7 protein-coding genes are annotated in these 7,572 nt (G+C 64.4%); 5 read left to right on the forward strand and 2 right to left on the reverse strand.

Features of this window, described 5'->3' with window-relative positions; genetic code table 11:
* The first annotated feature begins 156 nt into the window (after positions 1-156).
* Entirely contained in the window at positions 157-852 is a 696-nt protein-coding gene (locus NW809_RS09155; protein ID WP_099884437.1) for an HNH endonuclease, read from the forward strand.
* Between the two features lie 74 nt (positions 853-926).
* On the opposite strand, the gene NW809_RS09160 is transcribed toward NW809_RS09155, so the two are convergent.
* Together NW809_RS09160 and NW809_RS09165 are read right to left on the reverse strand one after the other, a co-directional pair.
* On the reverse strand, positions 927-2,000 hold the full coding sequence (locus NW809_RS09160) for a sporulation protein (protein WP_187147160.1): 1,074 nt from the start codon (positions 1,998-2,000) through the stop codon (positions 927-929).
* Positions 2,001-2,195: 195 nt separating this feature from the next.
* Positions 2,196-2,612 (reverse strand): hypothetical protein, encoded by a 417-nt coding sequence (locus NW809_RS09165; protein WP_414401984.1) that lies wholly within the window; start codon positions 2,610-2,612, stop codon positions 2,196-2,198.
* A gap of 97 nt (positions 2,613-2,709) precedes the next feature.
* Between NW809_RS09165 and recJ the strand changes: the two genes are divergently transcribed.
* From recJ to NW809_RS09185, 4 genes are all read left to right on the forward strand, one after another.
* On the forward strand, positions 2,710-5,172 hold the full coding sequence (recJ, locus tag NW809_RS09170) for a single-stranded-DNA-specific exonuclease RecJ (protein ID WP_414401985.1): 2,463 nt from the start codon (positions 2,710-2,712) through the stop codon (positions 5,170-5,172).
* Between the two features lie 22 nt (positions 5,173-5,194).
* Complete coding sequence (locus NW809_RS09175) at positions 5,195-5,860, forward strand: metallophosphoesterase family protein (protein WP_414401986.1); 666 nt, start codon at positions 5,195-5,197, stop codon at positions 5,858-5,860.
* A gap of 50 nt (positions 5,861-5,910) precedes the next feature.
* On the forward strand, positions 5,911-6,504 hold the full coding sequence (gene rdgB, locus NW809_RS09180; protein WP_414401987.1) for an RdgB/HAM1 family non-canonical purine NTP pyrophosphatase: 594 nt from the start codon (positions 5,911-5,913) through the stop codon (positions 6,502-6,504).
* Positions 6,505-6,696: 192 nt separating this feature from the next.
* Positions 6,697-7,572 (forward strand): hypothetical protein (locus tag NW809_RS09185; RefSeq protein ID WP_414401988.1); only part of this gene is annotated, 876 nt, incomplete at its 3' end.

Below are 7,572 nucleotides of genomic sequence, written 5' to 3' on the forward strand. Positions count from 1 at the left end.
AGATATGGATCTGGCCTCTCAACTGGGCATCGGCGGCACCCCTCATTTCATCTTGAACGGCCTTTCTTTTTCGGGGGCGCAGCCTTTGGAGGTGTTTGAGCAGACGCTGCAACAGGCCAAGCAAGCCCTCTAGCCCGGTTAGAGCCTCAAGTCCAGATGTCGAGTCCCTATCGTTGCCCAGAGTGCGGAGATAGTTTCCTGTTTCGGCCGGATCCCTGCCCCACCTGTGCCAGCCGAGAACGCCAGAAACAGAAGGCTGCCCGCGCCAGGGAAAAACGGGGCAGCTACGACCTGACGGGCCAGGTGGCCGCCGCCGAGTTCTGGCAACTGTTGCGTTGGTACCCCTGCTGCCCTTGCTGTGGCAAGCCCTGGCCGGAGGTGGGATCCGCCCCTGTCCAGGATCACATCATCCCCCTTAGCCGTGGGGGGCCCAACACGGCTGCCAACCTGCAGCCTCTTTGTCCAGCCTGCAACGGCTGGAAGGCGGATTTTCTCATTTGTTTTGACAGAGCCGTGCCGGGGCGGGTGCGACCCTTGCCTCAGCACCTTTGGCCCAGCTTTCGGCGTTGGCTCGGCCTCGGCGGCGTCGAGGAAAAGCAAGCCCGCGAGCGGCAGTTGGATTGGTTGGATCCCGGCCTAGATCTTGGCGGCGGGGATCGCCCCCAACTGGTGCAACAGTTGGCCTATCCCTTGGCCAGCCCAGCCCAATTGCAGGCGGAAACCTTGCGCCTCACGCTGGCGGCGATCTCACTGGAAGAAGGATCCCTGGCGATTCCAACCAGTGGTGCAAAGGGCAGCGAGGCCCAAGCAGCCCGATGGAGCTATTCCCAACAGCCGCGAAACGGTTCCTAATCTCCCCTCTCCCTGAGGGAGAGGGGCTGGGGGTGAGGGAATCCCTGAGGGAGAGGGGCTGAATCCGGCTGCCGCTACTCGACGGGCAGGATGCGGGCGTCAAACCCTGCTTCAGCCAGAGCACGCCGCGCCTGTTCGGCATTGGCCCGTTGCCGGTAGGTGCCCACCTGAATCACTGAGCCGCGCACAAAAGCGTCAGGGGCAAACTGCTGGAGCTTGGGCAGCGCCTCTGCCCCGGCGGATACCACCACCCAAAATCCGCCCGTGCCTTCTGCGCGCAGGGATGCGGCAGAGGGGGTGGGATCCTGAACCAGAAGCGGTCGAGAGCGGCGCAGATCGGCGGGGAAGATCCCGGCTTCGTAGCCTTGGTCGGCCAAGTACCGCACCTGTTCGGCGGCAGCAGCGGGGTCGGCAAACCCGCCGGTGCGCACCACCCGCAGGTCGTCGTAGATCAAGGGCAGGGATCCCTCTAGCAGTTGTTGGAGTGCAGGCCATTTTTCACCGCTGGGATCGGCCACCAACACCCAGTAGCGCTCCCCCTGAGGTGGGTTGGAGTCGGGATCCCCCACAGCTTCCTCTCCTGCCAACGACACCGCCACCGCCGGCAGGCCCTGGGCGGTCAGCCAGCGGGCCTGATCCTGCGCCAGCGACAGGCGGGAGAAGGTGCCCGTCTGCAAAGCCGCCTGGCCGCGGTATTGCACCACAGCAGCCCCTGGAAAGAAGCGGCGCACCCGCTCTTCCAGCCGGGGATCCCCAGTAGGGTTGGGCACTTGGGTGGCAAAGGGCCGCTGCGGATCGAAGGGGGGAGCCGTTGGCGCTGGCGGGGCAGGACTGGGGGAGGGAGCGGGAAAAGCGGGCGGCAGGGGCGGATCCGTCTCTTGGCGGCTCACCACCCGCACCGGCAACCCCAGCCGTTCCAATTCCGCTTGGCGGCGTTGGGCGTGGTTGCGGTTGATGAACGTCCCCGCTAAGATGAACACTTGTCCATCCCCTTGCACGAAATAGGCGTCCGGCACCTGGGCGCGCACCTTGGCCAGCTCGGCTGCCCCATCGGCCAACACGTGAACTTGGTAACGCGTCAGCGCCAGAGCAGCAGGCAGGGCGAGGGCAAAAGCTGCCAGAGATCCGGCCACGAGCGCCGTCGCCATCGCCGGTCGCAGCCAAGGGACGCATGGAAGGAGGCCTGTACAAGTCGTCCCCCCTGAGGCAAGCCACAGGCGAGCAATCCATCTGCGGCGGTTACGCAGCCCAGCGTTCACGGGAGAAGCGCAGATTTAGTGTACCTCTAGTATAGACACGCCGCTGGCCGAGGAGGGTTTGACAACCCCTGTCACCTGCGGTCTTCAGAAGCGACGGCGACGATAGCGCTGGCGACTCGGTCGGCGGAGGGCCGGGGATCCCCCCAGAGCAAAGCGGATGATCTCCGTCTTGTACTGCTGTGAGCCCTCCGTGTAGCGGGCAAGCTGGATGGCGGATCCCTGGCCGGAGGGGAGGGCTGGCAGAGACTGCTCCGGCGTTGCGGCTTCGATGGCGATGAAAAACCGCAAGCGCAGCAGCACCTCCAATTTAGACAGTCGCTCGGTCTGTTCGGGCACGAGGCGGCCCAGAGAGATTTGGAGGCGCGGCCCGCGTTGCCGGGATCCGGGGCGGCTCCAGAGCTGTTGGGCCAACGTCCACAGAGAGGCCTGCTCAGGAGATTTGACCAACAGCTTCAGTCCCGCCAAGGGGTTGAGGCCATAGGTAAGCAGCAGAGAATACATGGGCAGCGGACTGAGGAGCAGAGAGGCGTTTTTGGGTTAGGGTCAAAAGATAGCTCATAGGCCAACTGTAGCACTGCTACCCGCTATCTGAAGACCGATGGCCATGGCCGGGATCCCTGACCAACGCTGGCTGTTTCAGCCTGTGAACCCACTGGCTGCCCAGAGCTTGGCTGAGGCGGTGGGGGTCTCGCCCGTCTTGGCTCAGATCTTGCTCAATCGCGGCCTCTCCAGCCCTGCTGCCGTGCAGCAGTATTTGCAGCCGGATCCCGTCCACCTGCCCCCGCCCAGCCAAGATTTTGCCGATTTGCCGCTGGCGGTGGAATTGCTGGAGGGGGCGATTCGCCGACAAGAGCCCATTGCCATCTGCGGCGATTACGATGCCGACGGCATGACCAGCACGGCTCTGCTGCTGCGGGCGCTGCGGGGCGCTCCAGTGTATTACCGCATCCCCAGCCGCCTCAGGGAGGGCTATGGCCTCAACAACCGCATGGTGCAGGAGCTGCACCGCGAGGGGGTACGCCTCATCCTCACCGTGGACAACGGCATTGCCGCCCATGCGCCCATCCAACTGGCCAAAGAGCTGGGCTTGACGGTGATCGTGACGGATCACCACGACTTGCCCCCCCAGTTGCCCCCTGCCGACGCCATCCTTAATCCCAAACAGCTCCCCCTCTCTTCTCCCTATCGGGGGATGGCCGGGGTGGGGGTGGCCTACCTCCTGGCCCAGGCCTTGGCAGAGCGCCGCGGGGACGAACATTTGGAGCGGGTGGCGCTGGAACTGTTTACGGTGGGCACCATTGCCGATTTGGCGCCGCTGACGGGAGTTAACCGCCTTTGGGTGCGGCAGGGGCTGGCTCTCTTGCCCACTTCCCAGGTGGCCGGGATCCGCGCCCTCTTGGCGGTGATGGGAATGACGGGATCCCCAGAGGAGCTGCGGCCAGAGTGGGTAGGGTTTGGCCTGGGGCCGCGCATCAACGCCATTGGGCGGATTGGCCGACCGGAGCTGGGGATCCAGTTGCTGACCACCGACGATCCGCAGCAGGCAGAAAAACTGGCCCGCCGCTGCGAACGCCTCAACCAGGTGCGGCAGCAGATGTGTGGGCGCATCGAGGCGGAGGCCCTGGAGCAAATCGCCCGGCAAGGGCGGGATCTGCAGCAAGAGCGAGTGTTGACGATTTTGGGATCCCCGCAGCAGCGCTGGCACAAAGGGGTAATTGGCCTGGTGGCCTCGCGGCTGGCGGAGCGTTTTGGCTGTCCGGTGTTTATCGGCAGCCAGTCGCCCCAGGGGGAGATTACCGGCTCGGCGCGGCAGGGGATCCCGGAGTTCGACGTGTTTCAGGCGTTGGAGTTTTGCAAAGATTTGTTCAGCAAACACGGCGGCCACCCGGCGGCGGGGGGATTTAGCCTGAGGGCGGAAAACTGGCCTCTTTTGGAAGAGCGGCTTCGGCAATTTGCCCAACAGCGGTTGCAGCCGGAACAAATCCGTCCCCTGGTGCAGATCGACGCGGAGGTGGCACTGGCGGATCTCACCTTCGACCTCTACCGCGAGCTGCAGCGGTTGCAGCCCTGTGGCATCGGCAATCCGGAGCCGGTCTTTTGCAGCCGCAACCTGCAGGTGTTGCAACAGCAGCGATTTTGCCCACAGCCTGCCCAAAGGGGGGAGGATACCCCCGGCCACCTGAAGCTGCTGCTCCGGGATCCCGTCAGCCGGGGCCTAGACGGGGCAGGATCCTCACTTGCTGCCCCAGCCAAAGCCCGCAGCCGTCCCCTGTGGGCCATTTGGTGGCGAGGGGCCGCCGCCTATCCCCTGCCGGCGCAGATTGACATCGCCTACACCCTCAAGGCCAAAAGGTGGGGGGAAGAAACCCAACTGGAGCTGGAGATTCTTGGGATCCGGCCTGCCGCAGAAGCCAGCTCTGCCGATCTTTCGCCCGCCGCCGTCGCTCCCACCCTCTCCGATGCCAAAGCTGGCGCCCAGGCAGCACCCTCCCCCCTGCTGATCTACCGCCCTGCCCCCCAGCCCACCCAACCGCTGCGTTGGCAGGCTGTATCTCGATTTTCTGCCCTCCTGCCCCAGGCGCGGGGAACGATCCTCCTCTACGGCTTCCGGCGCCCTACGTTTGTCCTGCCACCGAAGCAGCATCCCTCCCTGACCCTCCACTACGACCGCCCCCAAGCTGGCCATCGCTACAACCAACTGTGGCTGTGGAGTTGGCCTCCCTCTTTGGAGCACCTCAAGTGGTTGCTCTCCTGCACTCCCGGCGACGCGCTGCTGATTGTCCTGCACCACCAGGCGGTGCCTCTGCCCTCCGCCGCTGCCTTACAACGGCAATTGCGCCACTACCTGCAAAACCAAGCCCAGGTGGATCTGTTACGCTTGGCCCAGCAATGGTGGCTGTCGCCAGCGCTGTTAGTGGCCGGCCTGCGCTCCCTGGGGTATGCCTGTCCAGAGTTTGGCCCGACAGGATCTTTGGAAGAGGAGCTGGAGGCCCAGCGGGCCTGGTACCGCAGCTCTTGGCAACAAGTGGCTGCCCTGCTGCAGGGATCTCGTCCGCAATAGACCCCTCGCTTCCCGCCAGCCTATGGGAATTAAACTGCTCCTCGGCTCCGACTACCACGGCAACGACCGGCTGATCCGGCAGGCCCTTGACCATCTGCCCCAAGTGGATGCTTACATCAACTGCGGCGATTTCTGTTCCAAGGCCGGCAAGCCCTCCTGCAAAGCCACTCAAGGCTTTCACCCCACAGCCCAAGCCGAGGTGGCCCAGTTGCAATCTTTTCTGGCGGCGGTGGACAGTCTGGGCAAGCCCTGGCTCTTTTTGCCCGGCAACCACGATCCGGCAGCCTCTGTTCTGGAGCCGCTGGCTGGCAGTTGGGGGCGGGCGATTACCCAGTCCTGTTGCTTTGAGTGGCTGGGGCTCCAAGTGCTGGCGGTGCCCTGGACTCCCCCCTGGGGTTGGAGCTGGACCCTCACCCGCAGCCATCTGCAGGAGCTGCTCACCCTCTACGGTCAACCTCCTCGCCCCATTGACCTGTTGCTCAGCCACGCGCCGCCGCGGGGCCTGTTGGACGAAGGCGGAAAATGGTACCACCGCCGCATGCCCACCTTGCGCCCCTTGGTGGATCACCTGCAGCCGCGCTACTACATCTGCGGCCACATGCACTGGGACGGGGGCAAGGTGGAGCGGTGCGGATCCACCCTGGTGATCAACACGGCGCTGCACAACATGGTTCTGGAAATCCCCTGAGCCCCTGGGCAGCCCCCCCACTGTCTGCTGGTTTCCCCTAAGATACCCTTATGGCACGCCCCTTGATCTTGGCCAGCAGCAACTCCGGCAAATGGCGGGAGTTCAGCACCTTTTTTCAGCTCCATGCCCCTGCCTGGGAGCTGCGCCCCCTGCCTGCCGAGCTGACTGTGGAAGAGAGCGGCAGCACCTTTGCCGAAAATGCCCTTCTCAAGGCCAAGGCCGTGGCAGAATCGCTGGGGGAGTGGGCCATTGCTGATGACTCCGGCCTGGCGGTGGCAGCCCTTGGCGGCGCCCCCGGGATCCACTCCGCTCGCTATGCCCCCGACGATGCCGCCCGCATCCAGCGGCTGCTGCGGGAGATGGAAGGGATCCCCAACCGCCAAGCCAGCTTTCACTGCGCCATTGCCCTTGTCGATCCCCAGGGCCAGGTGCGGGCCTTGGTGGAGGGCATCTGCCACGGGGAGATCCTGGCTCAGCGGCGGGGCAAGGGAGGGTTTGGCTACGACCCCCTCTTTTGGGTGCCCGAAGTGGGGCTGACCTTCGCCGAGATGAGCCCGGCGCAAAAAGAAGCGGTCGGCCACCGCGGCCAGGCCCTGAGAGCCCTGAAAGAACAGCTCCTCATCTTGGAGCGCAGTCTAGGCTAGCTTGAAGGTACGGCTGCATTCTCCACGAGGGGGGCCGAGACAATGGCAGCAGCCTGGGCCAGAAAAGGTTTCACGAGGCCGCGGGGGGGATCCCTTGAACCCTAAGGCTGCAGCTCTGTGGATCCTACCTGTCAAAAGGTTTCCTCGGTACAGGAAGATGGGAGTGCCAGTTTTGCGTTGGGAGCCTGAAGAATGACCTTCTCTGAGGAGCGCGATCCAAGCCGAGATCCAAACCGTATTCCAGACTCAACGGCTGCTGCCGGCGAGGGAAGCCGCGGCCAAGCTCCCAACAGCCCAGAGTCCCAAGGCCGGCGTTCCCCGCCCCCCTTGCCGGAGGACGGCTCTACTCCCTCCACTGGAGGTGCCGAAGACTGGCTAGAGGATGAGGAGAGGCAAAACGATGGCAAGACGTCCGCTGCTCGTCTCTCTGGGCGCGGAGGACAGAGGGCCAGCTCAGCCCGAGAAGCTGCCGCCGGATCTTCGCGGGGTGCCGAGACGGAGTCCTCTCGGCCCCGGCCCAGCCGTGCCGGACAAGCCTTGGTTCCCCGGCGCCCTATCTCCAGCAACTGGGGTTACGACGGATCCGCCCGCTCTTCCGCCTATGCCAGCTCCTACGGGGGTGACTATGGCTCCACCTCCAGCTACGGGGGAAGAGGAGGATATGGAGGGGGAGGCCGCAGCGGCAGATCTTCAGGGGGGATCTCCTCCTCGGATCTGACGGCTTTGCTGGTGGTGGCCCTGCTGGCTTTTTTCGGAGGGTTTGCCATCCGCAACATCTTTGCCGAGTCGGGCGGCTTTGACGATGAGCGCCCCATTCGCGCTGCCAATGTGCCGGAGGCTTTTCGGGATTTTTGCTTTGCCTACAACGGCACCGCCTCCTTTACCGTGGTCCAACTCACCAGTGTCTCTGCCCTCACCGTGGCCTCGGTGCCCATCTACAAAGTGGATACCTGCACCATTCCTGTCAGCCAAACGGCCAATGCCCTGCAGGCTTTGGGCATCCGCGGACGGGCGAACACTCTAGGCCCCCAACTGGGGGGCTCCAACCTCACTCTCATCCAGCTTCCC

The organism is Synechococcus sp. WC101 (assembly GCF_047461555.1).
Taxonomy (GTDB): Bacteria; Cyanobacteriota; Cyanobacteriia; order Thermostichales; family Thermostichaceae; genus Thermostichus.

Bases quoted from the DNA above. Each gene is read 5' to 3' on its own strand.
- NW809_RS09160 (WP_187147160.1), bottom strand. From the start codon at position 2,000: ATGGCGACGGCGCTCGTGGCCGGATCTCTGGCAGCTTTTGCCCTCGCC.
- rdgB (WP_414401987.1), top strand. From the start codon at position 5,911: ATGGCACGCCCCTTGATCTTGGCCAGCAGCAACTCCGGCAAATGGCGG.
- NW809_RS09175 (WP_414401986.1), top strand. From the start codon at position 5,195: ATGGGAATTAAACTGCTCCTCGGCTCCGACTACCACGGCAACGACCGG.
- NW809_RS09155 (WP_099884437.1), top strand. From the start codon at position 157: ATGTCGAGTCCCTATCGTTGCCCAGAGTGCGGAGATAGTTTCCTGTTT.
- NW809_RS09165 (WP_414401984.1), bottom strand. From the start codon at position 2,612: ATGTATTCTCTGCTGCTTACCTATGGCCTCAACCCCTTGGCGGGACTG.
- recJ (WP_414401985.1), top strand. From the start codon at position 2,710: ATGGCCATGGCCGGGATCCCTGACCAACGCTGGCTGTTTCAGCCTGTG.